This window comes from Lactobacillus sp. ESL0263, from assembly GCF_003692845.1.
GTDB lineage: Bacteria > Bacillota > Bacilli > Lactobacillales > Lactobacillaceae > Lactobacillus > Lactobacillus apis.
Genome location: NZ_REHL01000004.1, coordinates 314,445 through 339,847, shown reverse-complemented (window position 1 = coordinate 339,847; position 25,403 = coordinate 314,445). Strand labels below are relative to the sequence as shown.

Sequence of the window (25,403 nt, the reverse complement as noted above, 5' to 3'; positions counted from 1 at the left end):
TTTTGCCCCCCTAATCAGTTATTCTTTCGTGCTTAATTCCGATATTGTTAATTGCTTGCCATAACTGTTTAAATTGAGTATTGGTAGCTGTTAATTTGAGCTTAGTTGTTTTAGTTATCAGCATTGCTTCCTGGTATGTGTCTATAATCTCCCCAGTGTCCTTGTTAATAGCTGTCCCATTGTGATTTACAATTTTCTCCTGAGCTTCTTGCCTAGCCATTTTGTTACGCTCTGCTTCTTTCTTGATGTCGTTTGCGTAATCTGACATTTGCTCTAACACACTGCTTAGTTTTGTGCTCTCAAGCAACTGTGCCCAATGTTGGTAAGGCAGTCCCAGTTCTTTTGCACGTGCACTAACCACTTTGATGTTCTCGGCTAGTTGTTCTTTTTCTTTTACCAGAGAATCAATTTGAGCTTGCAATTCATTTTCAAACACTGCATAAGACGCTGACTTATTTAACCATTTAGGATTTATAACAATCTTCTGAGGGTCAATATCAGCAATCTCACATCTGCGCTTGATTTCATTCTTAAAAAGTTGCTCACGCTCCTCACGTGCATGGTCTTCATAGCCTTTTATTTGCTTGCTAATTAAATCTGTCGTTTGACCAATGTCATCAGTCAACTCTTTTATTTGGCTTTTAAAATGAATAACTGGTTGATCAACATCTTTTACAATGCTAATTTTTCTGTCGTTTAGAGCTTTCTTTAATTTATTAAGATTGGCTCTATCTTTTTTAGCCTGACTAATATTGTCAGCAGTTACTTGATATTTAAAAAATTCACTAATTTCTTGAACTTTTGCTTTTAATTGTCCGTACTCAGGAAAATCAATTTTTGCCGGGTGGTAAGCAATACCATAGTCGCTATCCGCTAAAGTAATAATTTCCTTTTTTTCAGAATTGTTAACTGCATTATTCATGTGTTATAATCTCCTTGAACTATTTTTTAATAAACTGTTATTTTGAAAGTCCGATGGCCGTCGGGCTTTTTTATGTTCCCGGCAATCTCTCTGGTAGGCTTAAAACGATAATCGTTAATACCAGTCCAGCAATTGCTACAATTAATGAGATTAGCAGTAAGCTTTCGCTTCTCAGCTCGATGTCTGTGTAAGTGTCTAAAAAGTGCTGCCATTTTTTCAAAATCCTTTCCATAATTCATACCTCAATCAATACCCATTAACTTACGTTTTTTGTTTTCGCTTCTGCTTTCAATAAATTCATCCCATCTGCTTTCCTTTATTAACGTCTTACCATCAATGATTACTGCATCTTGATAGTCTGACAGTAGGCACTCCTTTCTTCTTTCATAAAAGGTGGACTTTTTGTAATGGTATTTGTCCATTACTTCCTCAGCAGTTAATAGTGTCATGGTTTCACCTCCTTTCTAATTTAGTTTCGAATTCGCAACTTTTTAATTTAAAAAAAGTCTGATGTAGTAATATTAAGACTTTGTGCCAGTTTTTTTGCCTCACTTAGCTTGAAGTCTCTCCCAGCGTTGCGGTTGAGCTTCTGATTAAATGTGTTTCTGCTCACGTGTATGATTTTAGCAGCATTCTCCTGATTAATTTTGTGTTCTTTCAACACTTTAATTAGGCCATAATATGGTCGATCATATTCCATATTTCATCCTCCTTTCATGTTTCGAATTCGAAACTTTTCAAAACTAATAATAAGTTCATTAAGTTTCGATGTCAATACTTTGTTTCGAAAAATGCAAAAATGTATTGTTTTCGAAACAAAATAAACTATAATAGTTATTAAGCGAAAAGAGGTATTAAACATGTCCGATTTAGGCACAAAACTTAAAAGTTATCGTAAAAGTCGAAATATGACTCTAGACCAATTAGCCAGCGTTTTAAATAAAAGCGACCCTAACCTAAAAATCACAAAAGGAAGATTATCACGTTGGGAAAATAATAAAGAAGAGCCTAAGCTTTCTTCACTTAAAATTTTAGCTGACTATTTTAACGTTTCTCTGGACTATTTAATTGGGCTCAGTAAAGATCCCTTTCCTAAAAACGTTTTCCCTATTGATAAAGAAGCATTTAGAAATGTCCCCTTAGTTGGTACTATTGCTTGTGGTACCCCGACATTAGCCGAGGAAAATATTGAAGGATATGTTCCTATGTTCTATAACAAGGAACACAAAAATGACGTTATTTTCGCCTTAACATGCAAAGGCAACTCGATGGAACCAACATTTAAGGATGGCGACATTGTTTTTGTTAAACAGCAGCCTACGGTCGAAGACGGTGAAATTGCTGCTGTACTTGTAGATGATAATGAAGAAGCCACACTTAAACGTATTAAACATGTGGGTAAAGATGTGTTGCTTATGCCAGACAATACCAGTGGTTATAGTCCAATTGTTTTGAATTCAAAAAATCCAGGTAAAATACTCGGTAAAGTAATTGAGTCTCGAAGAAAATTTTCTTAACACTCATTATATTTAAATAGACAAAAAAGCTCTTAGAATTGGCTTTGCGGACAAATTCTAAGAGCTATATTGAAGACAAAGGTAACCCTTGTCTTCTTCATTATAGCATATGAAAGAGAAGTAACATGGTTAAGTATTATTCACCTCAAGTTACAAAGTTGCAAAATGGAAAATATAAGTATTCCATTAGATACAGAGATCCTTCTTTTGAAGGTATACACAAAAAATCAATTACAATCTCCAAAAACACCACTTTTGCTAGAACAAATGCTGAAAAGGTTGTAAAGAAAAAAATTGAAGAACAGCTAAGTCAATATAGCTACACTCCAATAACTTTTGATGAGCTTGGAGAAAAAATGATTGATTTGTGGGAAAAAAACGGCATATCGTATAAGACTAAAAGAGGCTACAGGTCAACTTTAAATAATATTAATAAGACATTTGGTAAAATGCTAGTTTCGCAGGCAACTGCTGTTCAAATCAACAGATATATCAATGATTTATTATACAAATCCAATCTCTCAAACAGTACAGCCCATGTTTATTTTAATGTTTTCTCTCAAATTTTCAGTTACGCTAAACAATTTGGCTATGCAAAAACAAATATTATGGAAGACGTCAAAGTTAACTATAAAGATGAAAAAGCCAAAAAAAGATATCGAGTCGAAAATTGGTATCTAACAGATGATGAAATAAAAATAATATTAGATAAGTGTACTGAAAAAAATCGTCCAGAATATGCAGATTTATTTCTCTGGATGTGTCTTACTGGAATGAGAATTGGTGAAGCATGCGCTATTCAGATAAAAAATATACATATTGAAAATGAAACATATTATGTAGATATAACAGGTACAATGATTTCCGTAGTTGGTCAAGGAGAAGTAAAGCAACATGCTACCAAGACAGAAAAAAGCTATAGAACAATCTCACTACCTGAACAAGCAGTTCAAATTTTTCAATTGCATTCTAAAAACAAGGAACCTGACGATTTTTTATTCACAAGCAAAAACAGCAAAACAAGTACTTATGTTATTAATAGCCGAACTGCTGAAGCTTTCTTGAGAAGAATAAGACCTTATACTAATATTAATAAAAAGGTCACTTCACATATCTTTCGCCACACACATGTGTCAAAACTTGCAGAGCTTGGCTTTCCTTTAGACTATATTTCTAAACGTGTTGGACATGAAAGCGAGGGAATTACTCGACAAATTTATCTACATGTCACAGAGCAAGCGCAAAAGACATATGATTCAAAGATAAAAAAATTCAAATTTTAAAAATTTTGTCCCTTTCTTGTCCCTATTTTCGTTTAAAGTTCCCAAAAACACTTTATTAGAGAGCTTTTGATAAATTGTTGCTCTAATGTCAAAATATATCACAAGCTTTACTCCCTTCCAAACCCAATTGGCTTGAATGTCCATTAACTAATAAATTGTAGCTTAAATCAAATCTAGCTTCAATGCAATAATTTAAATACAAGGTGTTCATTGCTAGCACTTCTATTTAAATCAATAAAATAGCCTCGCTATAAAAACATTTGTAAGTAAAAAGCCGTATTTAGATAAATACAGCTTTTTATTTATATCAGATTGCCTAATTGTTCTTCTTGTCAGAATAATAAAGATTTTCAAGTCGTTGATATGATCCAGGCTCGACCTTTTCAATTGCTGTTGCAATCGTATCAAGTGCATCCTTATAGTTATAATCCATACTGTAAAGTTGCATTGTTTTCTTTTGTGCCTGTTTAATTGAATCATGATTAGAGTACTTGTTCGAATATTGCAAGGTTAACTCAACTAAGTCAGCACAATTGATGATTTCATCTGCCTCTCTTTTTAGTCGTTCAACGTCGTCTGAAATCTGAATTAATTCGTTAGAAATTTTTTCCATATTAATTCTAACTTCACTCAGCTCTTTTGCAACATGACCAATTTCATTAACTACCAACGTGTACATTTGAATAAATGTATCAGGATTACCAGGTAACTTCTTACGTTCCAAACGGCGATAGACTAACGAAACTTCTTGCTTAAAGCGATTAATTGAATCATTAGCTACGTTTTCAGCATCGTAAAGCCCATCAACGTCTTGTGACATTCTCTTCTGTTCATCACTAATTTCACGTAATCGCTCTATCATGCTGAGCCAAGAAGTTTTGACTTCGGAATAAACGCCCTTTCCATCAGCAATATTCTGAGTATCTACAGTATATTGCCGATTCATATCGTTTACTTCTTGTTCCAATTTTCGACTTTCAGCTAGTTCGCCATGAGTTAGCTCATAGCTTTCATCGATATGACGCAATTTCTCAACTAGCTTTTTGGATTCAACTTGTGCATGAGCAAGTAAGCGTTGAATTTTATCTTGATTCTTTTCAACAAACGGACGAGCTTTGTATTCTAGCGTTAAAACATCATACAGGCCATCTATTTCAGACTTAATTTGCTTAAGTTCCTTCTTGAGATCTGCCATTGTTAATTCAGCTAATAGCTTTTCAGCATCATCAACTTGAACACGAATTTGTTTAATTTCTTCTAAAACATTTACCTTAGTAATGCAATATTTTGAAGAAGCCATTTTTTTGTAGGTATCAGTTAGTTCACTTAACTGTTCACGAAAAACCGTGTCAAGCTCATGCTGGGCCTCGCGAACTTCAGGTAATTTTGTACCAATCGAATTAATTGCTGCTTTTATTTTGGATAAAACGCGCTTAGCTTCAACCTGATCCCCTTGCGCAGTTAAGCTTTTAGCCTCAGTAAAATCAGTTTCAATTGCACCAAGTTCAGTTTCAATTTGATCGAGCGCAACACCATATTTAAAGGAATCTGCTAAAACCTCTTTACGCATCTCCTGGTAGCTCTTATTCAAATCATCATATTCCATTTGATTTTCGCGATTTGACTCAAGCAATTCTGTAAAAACGTCTTTTGTGTTTTTGGCATCATCATAAGTTGGCTTCATAATTTCTTGAGCCTGCTTAATATTTTTGTTTGCCTTAAAAAGCTGATAATGTGCGTTTTGTTCTGCAGCTTGCTCTAGTAATTCCTGAACTTCCGGAATTTTCTTACTAGTTGCTTGTTCATAGTTCTTACGCCATGTTGTTAAAGTTGTTAGACTTTCACCCGCAAGATCAATCTTATCAAGCTTAGCAATATCATTGCCCAAGTCCATTTTGTCAATCTTGGTAATCATATCGTCAAGCTCAATAATTTCTCGCAATTGCCTCCGATTAATGATGAGCATAAATGCTACAATAAGAATGATAATTAAAATTGCAATTATTACAATTATGGACTGAGTTGATGTCATATTTTTCCTCCAAAACTACCCTCAATTATACCAAACTTCTTTAACGGAGTGCGGATTGATTTGAAAGAAGTTAACTATCTTAATTGAATGCTAAAATCTACCATTAATATGACCTTTTCCTGACGTTTTTAATTTATCAATATAATAATTACCAAATTTGCCTAAATTTAACTTATTTTTTTAAAAACCGCTTAGAAACATCCGGTTTTCCTTGCTTAAATAGCCCAAGGTAGCTATAATAGACTTCGTGTAAAATATTTGCAGCTATAAGTGGCAAGAACGTCAACATCTTAATACGTTTTAGTGAACGAGTAACCGACGCTGCAAGAGGCGAAAATGAAAATTAAGATGCACGAATGCTAAACTTATACGTAACTATTTTACTCCAAAAACTGTTATCAGATTTTATTGGAGGATTTTATGTCAAGATATACAGGTCCAAGCTGGAAACGTTCCAGAAGATTAGGAATTTCACTTTCAGGTACTGGTAAAGAACTTAGTCGTCGTAACTATGCACCAGGTCAACACGGTCCCAATTCACGTGGTCGTTTATCAGAATATGGTGAACAATTACACGAAAAGCAAAAGCTACGTTGGATGTACGGCTTAAACGAACGCCAATTTAGAACTTTGTTCAAACGTGCTGGTAAAATCCGTGAAGGTGAACACGGTACTAACTTCATGATTTTACTTGAATGCCGCTTAGACAGTCTTGTTTACCGCCTAGGTTTAGCTACTACTAGAGAACAAGCTAGACAATTAGTTAACCATGGTCACATTACTGTTGATGGTAAACGTGTTGATATTCCTTCATACGACGTTAAGGTTGGCCAAGTAATCGGTCTTAGAGAAAAGTCAAAGAACTTACAACAAGTTAAAGATGCACTTGAAGCAGTTGTTTCTCGTCCATCATTTGTTACATTTGATGACAATAAGCTTGAAGGTTCTCTTGTACGTCTTCCAGAACGTGATGAAATGGAACCAGAAATTAACGAAGCTTTGGTTGTTGAATACTACAACAAGTTACTTTAATTTCTTTTATTCGCAAAAGCCCTTTCCTACTTGGGAAGGGTTTTTTGTTACTTGAAAGGAAAAAATAATAACTATGTCAGACGATTTAAACACACGAGTTGCAAATGCAGCCCAGGGAATTACCCCACAAACAAAGCCTGATGAACGTAGAAGATATCTCGGTTCACTGCGAGAGCGCGTCTTTGTCAGAATGAATAACACTGAAGTTAAAGACCCTGCTCTAACCCAATTATTTTTAACGCACTTCAATGATTACACTGGATTTTCGATCCTGATTAACGGTAATTTAAATGATGAATTTTTAAATCAGGTTGAGGCACAATGTGGAAAAACAAACATTCCTTTTACGATTGTTACTAACGAGACCGCTAAAACTGGTCCTGAGGATACGGCAATTTTAGTAGTTTCAAACACAGCAATTAACAAAATGCGAATAGAAATAGCCCAAGTTTACCCGCCCGAAATTCCTAAAACTGAGTTAACTCATGATGCTAAAAAAGATAAAAATGGTTTTTGGCATCGCTTATTCCATGGAGATAAATAATGAAACCATTAGCTTATCGTATGCGTCCACGTACACTAGATGAGGTTGTGGGTCAACAGCACTTAATTGGTCCTGGAAAAATTATTAGACGAATGGTTGAAGCCAAACTGTTGTCATCCATGATTTTATATGGTCCACCAGGCATTGGAAAAACTAGTATCGCAAGTGCAATCGCTGGTTCGACTAAATATGCTTTTCGCATGCTTAATGCTGCTACTGATAGTAAAAAACAATTGGAGCAAGTAGCTGCAGAAGGTAAATTAAGTGGAACCGTTATCCTTTTACTAGATGAAATTCATCGGTTGGATAAAACTAAACAAGACTTCCTTTTACCTCTGCTTGAGTCTGGCGAAATTATTCTGATAGGTGCGACAACCGAAAATCCATATATTGCAATTTCTCCAGCGATAAGATCACGTTGCCAGATTTTTGAATTAAAACCTTTAGCCGAAAAGGATGTCAACCAGGCAATTAGCCGGGCACTCAATGACTCAGAAAATGGCTTGGGCTCATACCATGTTAAGCTTACAGACGATGCAAGAAAATTATTAATTCAAAAAGGAAATGGTGACTTACGAACCACCTTAAACGGTTTAGAGTTGGCCGTTCGCTCAACTAAGCAAGAAAAAATTGCTGCAGGAAAAAGTGAAGATAATGAACTAGTAATTGACCAAGAAGAAATGGCAAATTCAATTCAGATGCGAAGCCAGAACTTTGATGCCAAAGGCGATGGACATTATGACTTAGTCTCTGCTTTTCAAAAATCAATTCGCGGTTCCGATACTGATGCTGCTCTGCATTATTTGGCTCGCTTGATTGAATCCGGTGACCTTATTTCAATTTGCCGCAGACTGAGTGTAATTGCATATGAAGATATTGGCTTAGCAAATCCAGCAGCCGTGCAACACGCACAGCTTGCAATACAGGCAGCACAGAGCCTAGGCTTCCCTGAAGCACGGATTCCTCTAGCAAACGCTGTAATTGAACTTGCACTTTCGCCAAAAAGCAATAGTGCAATCGGTGCAATTGATCAAGCACTAGACGATGTTAAAAATAAAAACTACGGTCCAATTCCTGATGACCTTAAGGACACTCACTATAAAGGTGCCAAGAAACTGGGCCATGGTAAAGGATATGCATACCCTCATTCATTTGCTAATGATTGGATTGCGCAGCAATATCTGCCGGACAACTTGATGGGAACGCAGTATTTCAATCCTAAAGGCAATTCTAAAATCGAAAGTGGCCTTAAAAAACAGTACGAGATTCTACATGAAATGCAAGAAAAAGGATTAAAAAAATAAAAAAGTGACACAACTGTTATTTCTAACAATTGTGCCACTTTTATTTTTGTCTAAAAGTTAACTCTCTAATTTAAAAGTTAGCCTTTTTAACATATTTATTTTGAGCAACGATATAATACTTTTTGTTCTTAATAGAAATAGGATCACCGTAGGTCGAAATTGATTGGTTCTTTTTCAATACCTTTTTACCTAAACGATTACCATATTGGCTATAAAGATAAGCATTATGTCTCAGCTTTAAGTTCTTACCATCAATGTTGCCTGCATTAACTAGTAAACCATTTTGCAAAATATAGTAGTTAGATCCACTAATTGCCTTTTGCCCGGTTACGCTAATTATTGAGCCAGCTAGATAAATCAATTGGTTAGCACGATGACCATTTTCATCATAAAGGTATGCATTGTGCATCAACGTTTTTTCAATGTTTGTCTCGGATTTTTCCTTAGGCCCATTAGCAGATATTGCTTCAACCTTTGCAGATTGATTAGAAACAATCACTGCAACATTTGTAGCTTTAACATAGCGATTCTTATCGATGATAAAGTATTTCTCGCCACGAAGTTTAACACTATCACCAAAAGTTTTAACAATACTACCCTTCTTTAGAACACCAGCTTTCTTTACACGCTGTCCGAATTTGTTATAAACATAAGCATTATGCTTTAACTTTTGCTCAATTGCTAATCCGTTGCCAACAGCAACATAATATTTCTTATTGTTATCATGTGTGTCAATTAGTACATAGTATTCATTACCTACAATAGTAACAGTACCATAAGTTGAAAGAATTGAGCCAGCACCAAGTGTAACTTTGTTAGCACGCTTTCCTGAATTATCATATAGATAAGCATTATGCATTAAGGTTACATTAGTACTTTCGCCTAAATCATTTGCTGCACCATTTTCTTTATCAGTAGTTGGTTGCTTAGCTGGATTTGCAGGGTTAGAAGTTATATCACCATTACCGTTAGAAGTAGAATTACCTCCACCGTTGTTAGAATTATCATTGTTGCCATTATTTCCGTTATTGCCGTTGTTATTGTTGTTGGCACTATCTTTAATAATTTTATCAATGACAGTTGTATCTGAAGAGGCTTTATTAATCGCTTCAATACCATCGTCACGCTTACCGTCAACATCAGTAAGAGTATTATTTTGATCAATCTTTTTCTGAGCTTCTGCTAGAATGCGGTCGATTTCAGTCTTAATCGCAGCTTTTTCATCATCAGTATAGTTATCACCATTTTCATGCTTTATCTTGTTATTATCAATTTTCTTCTTAGCATTAGTAGCTGCATCAGAAACAGCGGCTTTTGCAATTTCACGTATCCCAGTTATTCTATTATTCAAAACTTCATCATAAGAATTACCAGAGATGTCTTTGTATTTGTCATGCTCACTATTAGTTGCATAAATCCATGCGGAATCACCAAAATATTTCTGGTTCTGGGCAACTGCACCTTTGTATTCACCCTCAATATCCCTATTGGCAGAACTCTTAACTGCATACAATGCTTGCTGCATTAACTGATCAATTGCTTGCCTTGCCATGTCAATATCATGGTTCATCTGATTGGCAATACTTTCGTAAGATGCATCAGCTTGAGCATCTTGGGTAATCACATTATCTACACTTCCATGTATGCCATCAAGTCTATTTTTGAAATGATCTCTATCTTGAGGAAGTAGGCTATCTATATCATTAAGCTTGTTCTTTGCATTATTAAACATATCATTAACTTTTTCTTTACCCATTAGTTCGTTATAAGCATTGATTCCGTTGCTATACGCTTGAGTAGTGGAGCCAATATTTGTTGAATGCTTAATTGCATTAATTGCATCCTGGATAGCTTGAATATTCCTTTGATAAGCAGAATTAGCTTTTTGTTCTTCAGTTAATCCATTGTATCCAGCTTCTAGACCTGTTATTTCATTTTCAGCACCTTTTAAGGCATTAGCTTGATTATAATCAAACCACTCAGAAGTATTTTGATAAATATCAGTTAACTTAGTACCGATTTGATTTTCGTCAGTCGGGATTTTGTTGATATCAGTTTGCTGCTCTATGCTTGCTTTTTCATTTGCATATAAATCATCAACTATCTTGTTTAATGCTTTCTTTTGATCAGCAGTTAGCTGAGATAACCCAATAATGTTGTGAGTTGTTGAATATTTTCTTTGTAAAATATCCTCTGCTTTTGCTTTCGCAGCAGAAAGATCAGTATCTTTTTCAACATCAGCAAATCCAGGAACGTGACTGCCAGAATCGCTATCAGAATATCCTTGAGTTGCATTGTTGACTATCTGATCAACGTCCTTTTTGATGTCATCAGTAGAACGATCATTTCCATTCTTATCTGTTGTTGGAACTGCATTAATCTTTGCTTTGCTCTGATCATAAATGTCTTGAAGTTTCTGCTTCTGTTTTTGTAAATCAGAGTTTACTAAACCGGAATCCTCAAGCTTTTTATCAGCTTCTGTTTTTTGCTCAAGAAGATTATTAATAGCATTTTGCTTAATTTGATAGATTTCTTCTTTATTTTGGGCTGTTTGATAGAGCTGATTAATTCCAGCTTCACCTAAATTATTTGCATGACCATCTTTATCTAGTCCCTTTTCAATGGTCTGCAATTTCTGTTTAGCATTTTCCAGATCAGTTGTTGTTGGATTGCTTGGTAAAGTAACCTTACTAATTTCATCCTTGGTCTTTTGAACCAGCTGATTAAGTTGATCCTGTAAATCAGCCTTTTGTTGATCAGTTAAGTGACTTGCAACTTGACCAATACTGCCCTTATCTTTGACATATTTATCAATAGCGGCAATTTGCTTGTTCTTTTCGCTTAGTAAATTAGCTGGAATACCGGCTTGGTCTATCGCAGCTTCACCAGCTTTTTCAACTTGATCTAAGTTTGCATTATCGTCAGCACCATATAAATCGCTAACACCTTTTTGCATTGCGTCATTTATTGCAGCTTCATTTTTGCTTATCTCGGTTGGATCAAGACCTGAATTTGGCAATTTTGCCTTAGCAGCTTCAGCATATTCTTTCAGAGTATTAATTTGTTTGTTCTTTTCTTCGAATCTCTGAGTTAAACCAGTAATTGCATCATTACCAGCTTGTGCTGCTTGATTCATTGCACTATTTGCATCAGTCGAATTGTTTTGAGCGGCTTGAATATTTTGGGCAGCTTTATCACGCTCTGACTTAATTCGGTCTCTCATCTGATCTGCAAGACTAGGATTGTCTTTGGCAATCTTATCGGCAGATTCGTTTGCCTTATTAACTGCATCTTGCAACTTAGTCAATGCAGTATTAACTGATTCAGCCTTAATAATTTCATTATTAACTTTATTCAAATCAGCATTATTCTGATCTTTAGCATCAGATAATTGATCTTTATTTACAGTGGAGTTAATTCTTGACTCACCAGATTGCCGAACTTGCTCAAGTTTATTCTTCAAATCGTTATATTGATCTTGACCTAACTTTTTATTAGCTAAATCTTGATCAATTTGTTGTTGTAATTTACCAATTGAGTCAGCCAAATCATTCTTAGCAGAGTCTTTAGCAGCGTTCATGTTCTTATCATTGACGGTATCAATGATTCCTTTCATAATGTCGTGGCCCTCATCTTGAGCTTTTTGAACATCATCTTGGTTTTTAGCATTGTCTACCTTGGCCTTCGCCTTATCACGCTCGCTATTAATCATGTCCGCATCTCTAGGGTCATTTTGAATGGCTCCTTTAGCATACTCATCTAAAAATGAATTTGCCTTATTTTTAGCTGCTTGCAATTTAGCATCAGCCAAAGCCTGGTAAATATTGCTTAGACCAGCATTTTTCTCTGTATCAATATTTTCCGCAAGAGCACCATTAACGCCTGCAATGGCATGATTATAAGCATCTTGAGCTTGCTGTTTAAACTTAGCTAACTGATCTGAAGTTAAGCCTGGTAAACCATTTATTTCTGGTATAACACCAGTATCAGTTGAACCCTTTCCAAGAGCTTTATCAAGTTCTTTAATTGCTTGATCTCTTTGATTACGGATATCATCTGCATCACTCTTACTTGCATTTGTGACAACATTACTAATTCCCTGCAAAGTATTATTTTTGATTTTTTCAACTGTATCGCTGTCATTTGCAGCATAGATATCTTTAATACCTAAATCAGCCACTTCGAAAACTGCATTTTGGTCTCGCGAATCATTAAGTTTGTCGCGAGTTTCAAGTGCTGTCTTTTGAATCAAATCTTTGGCAATAACTTTGTCACTAGCCAACTTTGCACCTGATTCGATATCATTAATTTTATTTAATGTATCTTGATAAATCCCAGTTAGCTGATCTTTGTTTGTTGTAGCATCAATTTTAGTATTTGCATCTGTTGGAATTGTGCCAAGTTGATTAATTGCATCAGTAAATTTATCTTTTACTTCATTTCTTTGGTCTGTCGATAATTTGCTATAAATGTCACTTAAACGGTTCTTGGCACTGTTAGCAGCATTAGCAATACTATTCTTAATATCCGTTTTAGATGCATTAAAACCATTACCTGTGGCTTCTGCAGCATCAATAGCTGATTCACCTTTTTTCTCAGCTGTGTTAGCGTCGGAAATGGCATCTGTGGAACCAATTATTGATTTAGCATTATCACGTGCAGCTGTAATGTTATTAATGGTTGCTGTCTTAGCATCAGTGGTAATGTCTGAAGAATTATTAATTCGCTCAATCGCTTTTTGGGCATAATCGTCAAGCTTTTGCTTATTAAGAATCTTGTTAACATTCACATCACTAATCACATTGTCAATTAATGACTTGCCATTTTGGACAATTTCATTAAGTTGCTCATTGGTAGTGGTGTTTTTATTATTAACTCCATTAACACCAATATCATATGTAGCATCCACTTTTGCACGTAACTCTGCTTTGTTGGCACTGGTAATCTGATCCATATTGCCAATTTGTTCTTTAACTTTATTTCGCTCAGCCATTAGAGTTGCTAAAGCTTGGTCTTTTGCAGACTGCAAGTTGGCAGAAGCTTGAATACTTGCTATATCGTTTTTACCTTTAGTTAGTACTGCGTCTATATCATCTTTACTTGCACCCTGAATAGCACTTTGAGCTTGATTAAAGGCACTGGTAATCTGGTTATAGTAGTCATTCTTTTCTGTTACTCCCAAATTAGGATCATTAGTAATTTGACTATTTGCAGAATCGCGTGCATCTTTTAATTTCTCGATTGCGGAATTACGTTGCTTTTCTAGAGCTTGGGCGTTGATATCTGATGAAAGAGAATTAATAACAGAATTAATGGCATCAATTCCTGTTTGAGCATCGCTGTTAATGTCAGTTACTGTATGATCATTAGTAATAGCTTGGATTGCTTGATCATACCCTGCATCAATTTGATCCCTTTTAGCTTGAACTGTTGCAGAACCAAGTTGGGCATTTGCAAGAGCATCTTTAGCTTTAGCTTTAGCTTGTTGCAATCTATTAATTGCTTGTGCTCTAGTGGCCGTGATTTGAGCAGCACTTAAATCTTTTAGAATGTTGTTTTGGCCTTCTTGTTTAGCTGAAGTGATATCAGAGATACTATGCGCTGAATTAATTTTTGCCTTTGCAGCTTGTGCATCTTGATCAATTTGGTCTTCATAGTATTTCTTATTTGAAGGACTGAGGTAATTATCTCCAATGCTTTCAATTTTAGCTTTTGCATCATTAACAGCTGTATCAATGTCTTGAGTTGCCTTGGTTCTAGCTTCTTCTACCTCCTTATCTGCAGTGCCTTGAGCATCGCTTACGATATTCCCAATACTATTTTTAGCATTAGTTACTGTCTCAGCAATTTTTGAACTATCAACCTTGTTTAAGGTATCTATACTATCATTAACTACCTTACTAATTTGATCATGATATGCTTTCCTTTGTTCATCAGTTAGATTGCTTGTTTGATCAATTCTTGAATTAGCATTAGTTTGCTCTTGTCTAATCTGCTTGATAGCATCATTTAAGGAGGTGTTACGCTCACCCTTAGCTTTAGCCGAAAGCAGCAGGTTGTTCAGGGCGGCAATACCATCATTTCGTGCTGAGTCGATTGCGGTTAAACTATCTGCTTGGTCAATGCACTGGTTATAACCAAGAGGAGTAGTTGAATTATTGAGCAGCTTCTGCGCAGCTGCCACGCTATCGTCAATATCATTTGCAGATAAGCCAGGCAAACTACGCAATTGGGTTTCAATATCGCTTTCAGATTTAGCTAGTTTAATCTTAGAAAGCTGTCTTAAAATTGACCTCTTAGCAGCCTCTTCAGTAGTTGAAACAGTTGCGGAATCGCTTGCTTTACTAATATTAGCCAAACCATCATTTACTGTTTTCTCTATATCAGAGTTTGAAGCAATACCTAACGAATTCTCATTAGCGTTTGCATAGCCCAAAATCTCTGCCTTTGCAGCATTTTGATCAAAAATAGTTTGTGCAGCTGCTTCTCTTTGGCTGATTACAGTATTATCAGTAGTTCCATATATTGACTTTTGCTCATCATACATAGAGCTTCCAGGTTTAGCAGTTGCAACTTGGGCAGCCTGATCAATTGCGTCTAATAGAGGAACCTGCTGATCCGAACTAATACCTGAGTTCTGTACTCGCTTTTTTGCAGCTTCAGCTGCAGCATTAATTTTACTTGCTTCTTGATCAGCATTTATATCCTTAATAGACTCCTTACCCTTAGAACCGTCAGGATCATCACCAGTGATAATGTTATGAACTGCTTGATTATAAGAATCTTTTATTTGTGCAGTTTTATCAGCATGGTTTTTAATTTCGTCTTGAGCAACAGCCTGTAAGTCTTTTAGAGCCTGAATTGTTTTATTAACTTTATCAATTATATCTTGAGCTTCCTTTTGGTGCCCATCCACTGATACTTGATCAAGATCTTTTTCAATATCACCTTCCGGTTGAGCGATAGCCTGAGCGCGAGCCAAACGACTAGGTAAATTGCCTACTTCGTCCTTCTCTTCTTTACTCAAGTTAGGATCGTTTGCAAGTTTGTAGGCATCAACATAAACTTGATCAATTTTTTGCTTAAGGTCAGTTTCAATATTCTTTTTATAGCCATAAGCTGCTTGATCAATCGCATTAATACCATTCTTCTCTGCTTCTGTAATATCTTTATCAGTTTGAAAAGCTTTCACAGTATTAATTGCTTTGTCACGAGCAGCATTAATTGTATCTGTCATTGTAGGAAATCTCTTTGACTGCAATGTAGCTTCATTATTTAAATTCGTTATCGCACTATCACGAGATGTCTCAATCGTTGAAGAACTTTGTGCTTGGCTTATGATGTTCTTAATTGCATCAAGGGCAGCATTCTTACGGTTGTTAATCTCTGTTAGCGTGTTTGAGCTTGAGGCATAAACTGAAGTTTTTTCATTATCGGCATTAATTGTTTTAGATGCTGCTGTTGCAACTTTATCTAATTGATTATTAAAGTCGCTAACTTGAGCTTCAGATAGGTTGTTAGGTCTATGAATTTTCGCATCACTAATTGCGTCGGTAATTGCCTTAGCAGCTTGATCTTGTGCATCAGATAAAGTTAAGATATCCAAATTTTTAATAATTGGGCGACGTCCCATAGCTACACTAGATGGATCGTAGCTAACAAAGTTAGCATTTGGCGCTAGTTCTACAGAGTAACCCTTATCAAACTTAATAGTTTGGTCTGCGGGAATAGTAAAACTAAATGAACCATCATCATTTACAATTGCAGCATACTGTGTTGGTAAAGGATTCAAAGAACTGTTACTTGAGTCTCTTATAGTGTCTTTTGTTTGCGCATATGGATTGTCAATTATGTTCTTACCATCTTGATCCTTTGGTGTCCATGCTGTCTTTCTACCCATGCTATCAATCAAATTAGCCATAATGTATGCTTTAGTTGCAACAGGTAAAATTAAACTAAATGGATTTTTCAAATTTTGTGGATCTGAATCAGGACCATCAACAGCAGAATTATAATTAATTACGCTGCCTGGCTCACCAGAAATTGTTTGTGAACCATCAGAATTTCTAGTTATTTTAACCTTACCAGGATCGATATCTAAAAAGCCGCTTGGATTGGCTGGAACAAAACTAATGTTGTTATAACCAAAATTGCTTCTATTATTAAATGCCTTTTGAATAATATCTGAAAAAATCTGATCGTAAGTCCAACCGTTTTTGATACCATCAGCCAATGAAGTTTGAACGTCTTCAGGCAGTTTATCGAATGAAATATTAGCTTTAGCCGCTTGCGCCTTAATTTCTGCCAATCTATCTGCAGTTAACTTCTCTTGGCCATTAAGCAATTCGATATTATCCACCGCAATCGTGCTATCAGTTTTCCTAACAGTTAAAACGTGAAATGGCGGCAAAGTTACTTTACCTAGCCCGCTTTGAATTGAGCTCAAATCAAACTGCTGCCGAACATTAGTTAAGGTAATTGGCATTGTGCCAATGATACTGGTATTAGGATTAGTATTACCTTGAGCATTTAAAATTAATGAAGTAGGATTATTAACAACTAGTTTTCCACCTTGGACATCTACCAGTAGTATTTGACCAGTACCACCATTTACATATTTGCCACTTGGATCTGGCTGACCAAGAATAATATTGAAACCACCGTTTTCTATATTAGCCGTACCCTTAATAAGAACTAACGTGCCAGAATAGTCACCCATATTTGAGCCATTAATGTTTAACGAACCTCGCGGCAAGATGTTAAAGTTACCACCATCATAAATCAGATTTCTGTTACCCCAGTTATTGGCTATATCACCGTTAGTAGTAATATTGACTTTCGCATCGCTATTAATATTGAAAACAGAATTGCCATCATTGATAAGAATCGCACTAGACTGATCATTGTCATTTGTACCATTATAGTGATCACTACCAACTATGATGTTTAATTCACCATCAACATTCACTGCTTCATTATTACCTAACATGGCAATAGCCAACGGAAGCCCAGTATGCTCAGCCGCATTTGAGCCTAAACCATTATTAGGAAAATAGATTCGCGGCGAAAGTGTAACCTTAGCGTCCTTAGCAATATTAACAACGTTGTTGCTGCCTGCCATTTCGAGCACATTACCACCAACAGTTTTACCGGTAAAAGTACCGCTAAAATCGATTGAGTTATTTGAACCAGTAAATTCAAATAGTTGTTGAACGTCACCACTTGAAATTGTGATCCCTGGATACGGTGTATGCGTTACTTCACCGTAGTTAGTCCCTGTGAAGTAAATTTTAGTATTATTACCACAGTGAACCATTTGCGATCCATGGAAATTAACATTATTAAAGGTGATTTTTGAAAAATGGCCGTCTTGATTGTAATCATCAGTCATGATTACGCCCCAAATATCAGCACTCCATAAATCAAGGTTATCGTAAGTAATATCTAAGTCTTTCGTACTTCCACCATTTAATTGAAGGTGATTACCTTTCAAATCAACTTTAAATCTGGTATTACCGGTGCCACCGGATTTGATCAACATTTTTCTTCCGTAAAAGTAGAAGGCTTGTGATCCATTCTCTGGTCCGTCTGTAATATCGTTCATGACATCAATTTCTGAAATTGACTCATTCTGAAAAGCAGCTATAAGTTCAGTAAAGCTATGGACCTGCGCTACACTAGCATCCTTAGTTTTAATTTCTGTCGTTTTAGCAGTATCTGGAACTTTAGCCGCTGGATCAGTTGGATCAACGGGTTTAGTCGTCGTACCTCCTTTACCTGAGGTGTCAGTGGTTCCACCAGTTTGATTGGTATCAGAATTGCCTGTACTAGTTTGATCCTTAGAATCAGCTGTGTCAGAACCATTTGTTGCATTGGTCTTTCCTGTCTGACTAGTTGAAGAACTTGAATTAGTGGTTGGAGGTACACTGCCATCTCTTAAAAATGAACTTAAACCTGAATAGGTACTTACATCAACCAAGTGATTAGCATTTTGAGTGTTATCATCTTGGGAGTTAGCCTTTTGACTATCAGAAGTACTCAAACTATCTGTCTTCTTGCTAACTTCTTGAGAAGCATCTACCGTATCTGCTTTAGCCGTTTGGGTATTTAGGCCAAAAAAGGTAAAGCCCAATAGCACAGAAGCAGTACCAATTGTCAATTTTCGAATTGAAAAGTGGTCCTGCTTATCTTGCATTTCCATTTTCTTTAATCTTTCATTGTTATTATTTTTCCCTAGCATGATATTCCTTTCTCAAAATCTATGTTACAACTACATTGTATGACCACTATTAATAATTTGCTAATATAGTGCTTACACTTGATATGTATTTTATAAATAATGAGTTAAGTGATTTTTCAAAAGGGAAATTGCGCTGTGCGTTCTGCAAGTAATTACTATTATATAAGGATTTGTTACTATACTTCGGGATTGATGCTTAATACTTCAAATATAAAAAAGTGCATTTTATTTGACAATTACTCGTTTGCTTAAATTTTATTTTAACAGCTTTATTATGTATAAATATTAAAATATGAATAAAAGTAACAGTTTAACCCATAACATTGTGATTTTTTCGCAATACTATCTGCCTACTGTTTAAATCTTGACAAATGCTTTAATGGTAGGTAGTATAATAATTGATCTGAGTTGATCGACTAGCTTAATTGTATATAGTTGACCGGTCAAACATAAGACATGCGAGATTGTAAATAACTTTTGAATCGGAATACTATTATTTAGTTAATAGGATCCATATTCATTGCGATACGTCTCATTTTTTTGAACACTGCGGGTTCAACAAGCATTCTTTTGCTATATTCGGTCGACTCGGATTTCTTTAGAAATTTAGGAAGCGGTCTATTGACCGCTTTTTTATTTGGAGACTTTTATGATCTTAAAAATTGTTATTATTCTGTATTTAGCCGTGCTTCTTCTAACCGCCTTTTATCTTTGGCATAACCGAGATAGACACTTTTTGGTTTTTAGTAGTAAAAGTAATACGAATTTCCGCCCTATTATGTCTTGGACAGCAATTATCTTATTGTTGGAATGCATTATTGGGATCATCATCTTATTCCAAAGTAATAAGTATTTGAATTTGGTTACCCTACTTCTTAGTTCAATTACTATTCTAATTTTTAGCTTATTAATTAATCACGAAAATGATTAATTGGCCAAAAGTTTGGTAAAATGAATATATAAGAGAGGTGTTTTAAATGATGAAACAATATCACCGCATACAAGTCGCCGTTGATGGATCAAAAGAAGCAGATTTAGCTTTTAAAAAAGCAATTTTACTAGCTAAGGGTAATAATGCAGGCTTAGAAATTTTGCATGTCATTGATACTAGATCCTTCCAAAATGTTTCAAGCTTTGACTCCGAAATGGTTGAGCAAGTTTCAAATGATGCTAAGGAAAAGCTGCAAAAATATTACAATGATGCAAAAGAAGCGGGAATTGACGATGTTCACTTTTCAATTGAATTCGGTTCTCCTAAGGCAATCATTGCACACGACTTTCCTAAAAAGCATCAAATTGATTTAATCGTAGTTGGTGCAACTGGCTTAAATGCTGTAGAACGAATTTTAGTCGGTAGCGTAACCGAGTATGTCACCAGAACAGCAGATTGTGATGTACTAGTTTGTCGTACCGCAGAAAATCAAAATTAAAATAAACTGGGCATACAAAAAAGCACTTCTTTTAAAAGAAGTGCTTTTTATTTTTAATTAAAAGTCGCCTGCCTGGCTAAACATATAATCTTTATTATGAAACTTCATCGATAAAATCATACCAATACCAATCATATTCCCAATTAAGGCTGAACCACCTTGGGAAATAAATGGTAATGGTATACCTGTCAATGGCAAGAGATCAATACTCATTCCTATATTTTCAAAAACATGGAACAAGATCATCATAATGACCCCAGTCGATACATATGAGTAAAATGCATTTTTGGTATCAAATGTAATACGCACCATCTGAATAATCAGGTATAAGTAAAGCAAGATAACTGCTACACTACCAACAAAACCAAATGATTCACCAATTACTGAATAAACCATATCTGAGCCACGAACTGGTACGTAAACACTTAGATTCCCAAACCCATTACCAAAAATCTGTCCAGATCCAATCGCTTGCATACTCTGCCACAACTGATATGCTGCCTTAGATGTATCCGTAGATGGATTCAACCAGGACATAATACGAGCAAATTGGTACGGTTGAAAAGAATGACTTAGAATAACTTGGCCGCCTGGTGTAGTGACCATAAAAATCACTATCACACCAATAATTGCAACTATGATGAACATTGGTGTTATTATCTTCCAAGAAATTCCCGAAACAATAATTACTCCACCAACTATAGCGAAAAAGACAAGCATCGTACCAAAGTCATTTTGTAATTTCAGTAGAATTGCAATTGGTAGCATCCAACCAACTATTTTGCCAATTAAAACCCAGTCATTTCGAATTGTGTGTGCGAACTTCTGATTGTGCTCTCGAACTACTCTAGCTAACATTAGAATAAATGCTGGTTTCATTACCTCGGATGGCTGAAAGGAAATCGGCCCTAGCTTAAACCAACTTTTGGCACCAGCATCAGCAGCTATACTTCGATTATAAAAGAATAAAACTGCAATCAAAAGGACAATTCCTAGACCGTAGGCATATGGTGCAATTCGAAATAACTGTTCTGCATCAAATTGAATTACAAAAACAACTATTACTAAAGAAATCAGATACCAAAGCCCTTGCATTAAAACCGCTTTTACTGGACTTCCCATATGACTTGGATCATCTATTGCAGCAAAGTAAATCGAGTATAAACCAACAGCTGCCAGAATCAGCACAGGAACAACAATGTTCCAGGCTATTTGATCATACAAATCAGTTTTATTTTGTACTTTTACCATTAATCATCACTGTCCACTATTTTTCATGTAAAGCAAAGTACGATAGCAAATCATTGATGCTACTTTCTAACGTCTTTGCATATAGAACACTATTAGTTTTATTAGTAGTTGCACGATAACGTCCATCAATTTTTTCAATTAAACCAATAGCTTTTTTCTTCTGTGGAATGACTACTTCCCAAGTCGGATTATCTTTCCCGTTGATTTCATTAATTTCAATATTAATATTCTCTGGTTTCTTTGACATAAATACTCCTATTTCACATCAGGATGAAATTTTTTAGCAATAATTTCATCTTCATATCTCTCTGGGTGGGGGTTACGGAAAATAGTAAAATTATCAGGTACCGGATCAACCCCTCCGCGAACAAAGGGATTGCAACGCAAAATCCTGCTAATACCCATAATTAATCCTAAAAAAGGACCAAATTTGGTCAACGCATCAATCATGTAAGTTGAGCAAGTAGGATAATAACGGCAAGACTTAGGTAAAGCCGGCGAAATAAATTTCTGATAAATTCTAACTAGATAAATTAAAATCTTACGCAAACCACACCTCCAGTTGAATTAATGACGTTGATGCTTTTCGATATTTTTAAGCAAAATGCCTGTTCCCAATGCAACAGCTTCAAGAGGATGATCAGCAGTCAAAACTGGAACCTTAAGATAGTACGAAATTAATTTATCCAAGTTCTTTAACATCGCACCACCACCAGTTAACATAATACCGCGATCAATAATGTCGGCAGATAACTCAGGTGGAGTCTTCTCTAAAACATCTTTAGTAGCTGCAATAATTGTCATCAAACCATCATGCAAAGCCTCTTGAATTTCAGGAGCAGAAACAGTTGCCTGTTTAGGAAGGCCATCCACTACATCACGTCCACGGACAGTAATCGTCTGATCCTTATCCGGCTCAAAGGCACTACCAATTTCAATTTTAATTTGTTCAGCTGTTCTTGAACCAATAAGCAAGTTATGCTTGTTTTTAATGTAAGAAACAACAGCTTGGTTCATATGATCTCCAGCATAGCGAAGAGATTGGCTAGTAACAATTTCACCCATTGATAAAACAGCAATATCAGTAGTACCACCACCAATATCGATAACAATATTACCTTGTGGCTTAAAAATATCTAGCCCTGCACCAACAGCTGCAACCTTAGGTTCAAAATCAAGGTAAACCTTACCACCACCTGATTTTTCAGCTGCCTGAATAATAGCTTTTTGTTCAATTGAAGTTACTCCAGTTGGAGCACAAATCAAAATGTTAGGTTTTGACATAAAGCCCTTAACATTTAATTTTTCAATGAAGTAAGATAGCATCGCTTCTGTAATGTCAAAATCGGCAATTACCCCATTCTTTAATGGGCGAATCACACGAATATTACCAGGCGTTCTACCTACCATTTTGTATGCTTCAGTTCCAACAGCTACTACTTTATTTGTACTTGTATTGACAGCAACTACTGATGGTTCATTCAAAACGATTCCCTTACCAGAAACGTTGATGAGCACGTTGGCTGTCCCTAAATCAATTCCTATATCTCGTGCCACGATAATCCTCCATAAATATTCATTGTACATTTTACCATAAAGAAAGCTAGTTTGCTGCACTCTTCAGGCGTTTTAACAAGTCTTAAAAGAAATTACTTAATTGTAAAGAAGTATCTATCAGCGTAATGAAAAAATTACCCACTAAAAAGCCTAACGCAATTGCCGCAAAAATCAGTAGCAATTGCGCTTCAAAAACCTTATTAGTTCTAATAATTTTTTCGATTCTAACACTCTTCATAATTTGAAATGATAGCCCTATTGTTATCAGGTAAATAATAATACTGATCAGAGCATGAACACCAAGTTGAAACATTTAATTTCCCACTTTTCTTTAGTCAAATAAAAAACGGATACACACTTTTGTGTATCCGTTAAACTTTAATACTATTTACCTGAATTGTAAACACTAATCCGGTTGACAGCCCTTCTCAATGCAACTTGTGCTCTTTCGAGCGATCTTTGATCATGCGTTGCTTTTGCTTCCTTCAAAGCATCTTGAGCACGCTTTCGAGCTGCTTCAGCACGAGACACATCAATTTTATTTGAACGTTCCGCACTATCAGCAATAATCGTTGCTACATTATCAGAAAACTCAAAGTAGCCACCGCTTACTGCTATGTGATTAACAACTTCATTCATCTCACGACTTCTTTTAACCCTAATTTCACCAATTGAAAGTGGAGTTAAAATAGGCAAGTGATTATACATGATTGAGCGTTGTCCATCGATTGCACGCATCTCAACAATACTACAATGATGAGAAAAAACTACGCCATCAGGTGTTACAACATTTACCATGAAAAGTTTTTCTGGATCTGCCATTTGACATCACCCTACTTTTCTAATAATGCTTTTGCTTCAGGATCACTGGCGGTTACACCCATATCTTGAGCTTTTTTCAAAACATCTTCGATAGGACCCACGCTACGGAAAGCATCTTCTGGCAAATCGTCTAAATGACCATCCAAAATCATCTTAAAGCCCTTAATTGTCTCTTTGATTGGAACATATGAACCAGGTACACCAGTAAATTGTTCAGCAACAAAGAAGTTTTGGGATAAGAAGAACTGAATTTTACGAGCACGACTAACAATTACCTTCTCTTCATCAGATAATTCATCCATACCTAACACTGAGATAATGTCTTGTAATTCGTGGTAGCGTTGCAAAATGTGCTGTACACGTGTAGCAACTTCGTAATGTTCTTGACCAACTACTTCAGGATCCAACGCACTAGAAGTTGATTCCAGTGGATCAACGGCTGGATAAATACCCTGCTCAACTAAGCTACGTTCCAAGTTGGTTGTAGCATCAAGGTGAGCAAAAGTTGTAGCTGGGGCTGGATCGGTATAGTCATCGGCAGGAACATAAACGGCTTGAATTGAAGTAATTGAACCCTTCTTAGTTGAAGTAATTCTTTCCTGCAATTGACCCATTTCAGTTGCCAATGTTGGTTGATAACCAACGGCACTAGGCATTCTTCCTAACAGAGCAGAAACCTCAGAACCAGCTTGAGTAAACCGGAAAATGTTGTCGATAAAGAGCAAAACGTCTTGACCTTCAACATCTCTAAAGTACTCAGCTAGGGTTAAACCAGTTAAAGCTACACGCATTCTGGCACCAGGCGGCTCGTTCATTTGACCAAAGACCATCGCTGTTTTGCTTAAAACACCAGATGCCTTCATTTCAAAGTAAAGGTCATTACCTTCACGTGTTCTTTCACCAACACCAGTAAAGACCGAAATACCACCATGCTCTTGAGCAATATTGTGAATTAACTCTTGGATAATAGTAGTCTTACCAACTCCGGCACCACCAAACAAACCAACTTTACCACCACGAACATAAGGTTCAAGTAAATCAATAACCTTAATCCCTGTTTCCAGAATTTCTTGGCTGGTAGTTAATTCATCATACTTTGGTGCATTTCGATGGATACTGTTACGAGGATGATCCTTATCAAATTTTGGACCATTATCGATTGGTTCACCTAAAACGTTAAAAACACGTCCTAAGGTATCGGAACCAACAGGTACTGAAATAGGACCTCCAGTATCTTGGACCTTCATTCCGCGCCGGAGTCCGTTGGTAGATTCCATCGCGATTGTTCTTAATACACCATCACCGAGTTCAAGTGTAACTTCAAGAACAATTGATTCATCATCCGACTTAACGACGCGCAAAGCATTGTTAATATCAGGTAGGTTTTTGTCAAGTGGAAATTTCACATCGACTACAGGGCCGATTACTTGAACAACTTCACCTTCACTCAAAACATCTACCTCCTTTTC

At 36.0% G+C, this 25,403-nt stretch carries 19 protein-coding genes; 6 read left to right on the top strand and 13 right to left on the bottom strand.

All coding sequences use genetic code 11. The annotated features are described in order from the left end of the window. Nucleotides 1–10: 10 nt before the first annotated feature. The 4 genes from F5ESL0263_RS03545 to F5ESL0263_RS03535 form a co-directional block, all read right to left on the bottom strand. A complete protein-coding gene (locus tag F5ESL0263_RS03545; RefSeq protein WP_122034901.1) occupies nucleotides 11–922 on the bottom strand; it encodes a DUF1351 domain-containing protein in 912 nt (303 codons plus the stop codon). Between the two features lie 70 nt (nucleotides 923–992). Next, nucleotides 993–1,154, bottom strand: coding sequence for a hypothetical protein (locus F5ESL0263_RS08675; RefSeq protein ID WP_158593018.1), 162 nt, complete (start codon nucleotides 1,152–1,154; stop codon nucleotides 993–995). A gap of 10 nt (nucleotides 1,155–1,164) precedes the next feature. Continuing rightward, nucleotides 1,165–1,371, bottom strand: a complete 207-nt coding sequence (locus tag F5ESL0263_RS03540) for a hypothetical protein (RefSeq protein ID WP_122034900.1) — start codon at nucleotides 1,369–1,371, stop codon at nucleotides 1,165–1,167. 47 nt (nucleotides 1,372–1,418) lie between these two features. After that, a complete protein-coding gene (locus F5ESL0263_RS03535; protein ID WP_122034898.1) occupies nucleotides 1,419–1,622 on the bottom strand; it encodes a helix-turn-helix transcriptional regulator in 204 nt (67 codons plus the stop codon). Nucleotides 1,623–1,782: 160 nt separating this feature from the next. Between F5ESL0263_RS03535 and F5ESL0263_RS03530 the strand changes: the two genes are divergently transcribed. Next, a complete protein-coding gene (locus F5ESL0263_RS03530; RefSeq protein WP_122034896.1) occupies nucleotides 1,783–2,439 on the top strand; it encodes an XRE family transcriptional regulator in 657 nt (218 codons plus the stop codon). A gap of 125 nt (nucleotides 2,440–2,564) precedes the next feature. After that, nucleotides 2,565–3,722, top strand: a complete 1,158-nt coding sequence (locus F5ESL0263_RS03525; protein ID WP_122034894.1) for a site-specific integrase — start codon at nucleotides 2,565–2,567, stop codon at nucleotides 3,720–3,722. Between the two features lie 316 nt (nucleotides 3,723–4,038). Here the strand turns inward: F5ESL0263_RS03525 and ezrA are convergent, their stop codons facing one another. Further along, nucleotides 4,039–5,754 (bottom strand): septation ring formation regulator EzrA, encoded by a 1,716-nt coding sequence (gene ezrA / locus F5ESL0263_RS03520; RefSeq protein ID WP_122034893.1) that lies wholly within the window; start codon nucleotides 5,752–5,754, stop codon nucleotides 4,039–4,041. Between the two features lie 420 nt (nucleotides 5,755–6,174). Here ezrA and rpsD point away from each other — a divergent pair, with 420 nt between their 5' ends. From rpsD to F5ESL0263_RS03505, 3 genes are all read left to right on the top strand, one after another. Then, nucleotides 6,175–6,786: a 30S ribosomal protein S4 gene (gene rpsD, locus F5ESL0263_RS03515; RefSeq protein ID WP_046306681.1), complete on the top strand. Its 612-nt coding sequence runs from the start codon at nucleotides 6,175–6,177 to the stop codon at nucleotides 6,784–6,786. Nucleotides 6,787–6,859: 73 nt separating this feature from the next. Continuing rightward, entirely contained in the window at nucleotides 6,860–7,330 is a 471-nt protein-coding gene (locus F5ESL0263_RS03510) for a YueI family protein (RefSeq protein WP_046306679.1), read from the top strand. Then, on the top strand, nucleotides 7,330–8,634 hold the full coding sequence (locus F5ESL0263_RS03505; RefSeq protein WP_122034891.1) for a replication-associated recombination protein A: 1,305 nt from the start codon (nucleotides 7,330–7,332) through the stop codon (nucleotides 8,632–8,634). Before F5ESL0263_RS03510 ends, F5ESL0263_RS03505 begins: the two co-directional genes overlap by 1 nt. A gap of 70 nt (nucleotides 8,635–8,704) precedes the next feature. Here the strand turns inward: F5ESL0263_RS03505 and F5ESL0263_RS03500 are convergent, their stop codons facing one another. Beyond that, nucleotides 8,705–18,874: an SLAP domain-containing protein gene (locus F5ESL0263_RS03500; RefSeq protein WP_122034889.1), complete on the bottom strand. Its 10,170-nt coding sequence runs from the start codon at nucleotides 18,872–18,874 to the stop codon at nucleotides 8,705–8,707. 977 nt (nucleotides 18,875–19,851) lie between these two features. On the opposite strand from F5ESL0263_RS03500, the gene F5ESL0263_RS03490 reads away from it, so the two are divergent. Continuing rightward, nucleotides 19,852–20,304, top strand: coding sequence for a universal stress protein (locus F5ESL0263_RS03490; protein WP_109715396.1), 453 nt, complete (start codon nucleotides 19,852–19,854; stop codon nucleotides 20,302–20,304). 57 nt (nucleotides 20,305–20,361) lie between these two features. Here F5ESL0263_RS03490 and F5ESL0263_RS03485 read toward each other — a convergent pair whose 3' ends face one another. The 7 genes from F5ESL0263_RS03485 to atpD all read right to left on the bottom strand — a co-directional run bounded on the left by F5ESL0263_RS03485 (nucleotide 20,362) and on the right by atpD (nucleotide 25,385). Further along, nucleotides 20,362–21,555, bottom strand: coding sequence for an FtsW/RodA/SpoVE family cell cycle protein (locus F5ESL0263_RS03485; protein WP_122034887.1), 1,194 nt, complete (start codon nucleotides 21,553–21,555; stop codon nucleotides 20,362–20,364). 16 nt (nucleotides 21,556–21,571) lie between these two features. Further along, nucleotides 21,572–21,802, bottom strand: coding sequence for a DUF2969 family protein (locus F5ESL0263_RS03480; RefSeq protein WP_046306667.1), 231 nt, complete (start codon nucleotides 21,800–21,802; stop codon nucleotides 21,572–21,574). Between the two features lie 8 nt (nucleotides 21,803–21,810). Further along, the gene (gene yidD / locus F5ESL0263_RS03475) at nucleotides 21,811–22,104 is read right to left on the bottom strand and encodes a membrane protein insertion efficiency factor YidD (protein WP_122034885.1); all 294 of its coding nucleotides are present in this window, start codon (nucleotides 22,102–22,104) and stop codon (nucleotides 21,811–21,813) included. Between the two features lie 18 nt (nucleotides 22,105–22,122). Beyond that, nucleotides 22,123–23,112 (bottom strand): rod shape-determining protein, encoded by a 990-nt coding sequence (locus F5ESL0263_RS03470; RefSeq protein ID WP_046306663.1) that lies wholly within the window; start codon nucleotides 23,110–23,112, stop codon nucleotides 22,123–22,125. A gap of 82 nt (nucleotides 23,113–23,194) precedes the next feature. Beyond that, the gene (locus tag F5ESL0263_RS03465) at nucleotides 23,195–23,425 is read right to left on the bottom strand and encodes a DUF1146 family protein (protein WP_046306660.1); all 231 of its coding nucleotides are present in this window, start codon (nucleotides 23,423–23,425) and stop codon (nucleotides 23,195–23,197) included. Between the two features lie 71 nt (nucleotides 23,426–23,496). Further along, a complete protein-coding gene (locus tag F5ESL0263_RS03460) occupies nucleotides 23,497–23,934 on the bottom strand; it encodes a F0F1 ATP synthase subunit epsilon (RefSeq protein WP_046306658.1) in 438 nt (145 codons plus the stop codon). Between the two features lie 11 nt (nucleotides 23,935–23,945). After that, on the bottom strand, nucleotides 23,946–25,385 hold the full coding sequence (atpD, locus tag F5ESL0263_RS03455) for a F0F1 ATP synthase subunit beta (RefSeq protein WP_109715392.1): 1,440 nt from the start codon (nucleotides 25,383–25,385) through the stop codon (nucleotides 23,946–23,948). Between the last annotated feature and the right edge of the window lie 18 nt (nucleotides 25,386–25,403).